The organism is Hymenobacter agri (genome assembly GCF_054778495.1).
The window spans coordinates 1-1,024 of sequence record NZ_BAAGZM010001010.1 but is presented as its reverse complement, the minus strand read 5'-3'; the positions used below and the strand labels follow the sequence as shown (position 1 = coordinate 1,024).

Here is a 1,024-nt window from a genome sequence, read left to right as displayed (position 1 = left end):
GGCTGGGGCTGGGGCTGGGGCGGCCGGAGCTGCTGGCTGCGGGGCCGTTACCGGGGCCGACTGCACATTTGGCACCGGGCTGCTCACGGGAGCAATGCTGGCAGTGGCATCGGCGGGCGGGGCTGTATTGGTCGGCGATTTCTGGATAAGCTCGCCATTCAGACTAAGCAGGTCGCCTTCCTTCAGGCGCACCCGGGTGCCGTTGGCCAGCACCACCGATTGCGTCTGATACTCCACGCGGGTACCATTGGGCAGCGTTACGTCCTTCTCCAGCACTTTCATCGAGGTGCCGGTTTGCACCACCAGCATCTTATTAGCCACCGTGAACCAGGGCAGCGAAGTATTGACGGCCTGGGTGTTGCGTTTTTGCGCATTGGCCGGGCCGGTGGTGGCGACCAGCAGCCCTGCGGCCAGCAACAGCGAAGGAAGTAAAGGGTATTTCATGTCTGCAGAAAGGTTGAAAGTGAAATTAATTAATGGAAAAGCGTAACTAGGACCGATGCAAATGTATTATTGAATGAATGGATTTCATCTTTTGCTGAGTTAGGGACAGGAAATAATTGTCGGAATGCTAAGCTCGGCCGTCCAACGCAGGCTTTTTCTCGGCGAATGGTTGAGGGCGTACTTTGTCACTTTCCGGCCGCTGCCGCGTATTCATCCGGCCTGGCGCTTTGGCGCTGCCTGCCTTATTCTGCTTCACTATTATGCCCATCTGGTCGATTACGCCCCTGGTGCTGCCCTTGCGGTACGTCTGGAAAATTTCCCGCAACGCTTCTACCAGCAAAACCAACCTGCTGGTGCGGATAGCGGGCGAGGGCTGCGAAGGCCGGGGCGAAGCCGCGCCGAATGTGCGCTACGGCGAAACCCCCGAACTGCTGCAAGCACAATTTGCGGCCCTGCAGGCCCAAGGCCTGGCCGATGTAGCCAATCTGGCCGAACTGGATGCGCTGCTGGCGGCCCACCCCGTGGCGCACGCCCTGAGCTTTGCGCTCGAATCGGCGCTGGTGGCGTGGCAGGCGGTGGT

At 59.8% G+C, this 1,024-nt stretch carries 1 protein-coding gene and 1 pseudogene; one reads left to right on the top strand and one right to left on the bottom strand.

Features of this window, described 5'->3' with window-relative positions; all coding sequences use genetic code 11:
• The coding region (locus tag ACYVDE_RS24090; protein WP_460504056.1) for a DUF6799 domain-containing protein at positions 1-444 on the bottom strand (444 nt) is incomplete at its 3' end.
• A 260-nt stretch (positions 445-704) separates the two neighbouring features.
• Between ACYVDE_RS24090 and ACYVDE_RS24085 the strand changes: the two are divergent.
• A pseudogene (locus ACYVDE_RS24085) lies at positions 705-1,024 on the top strand (dipeptide epimerase); the annotation flags it as partial.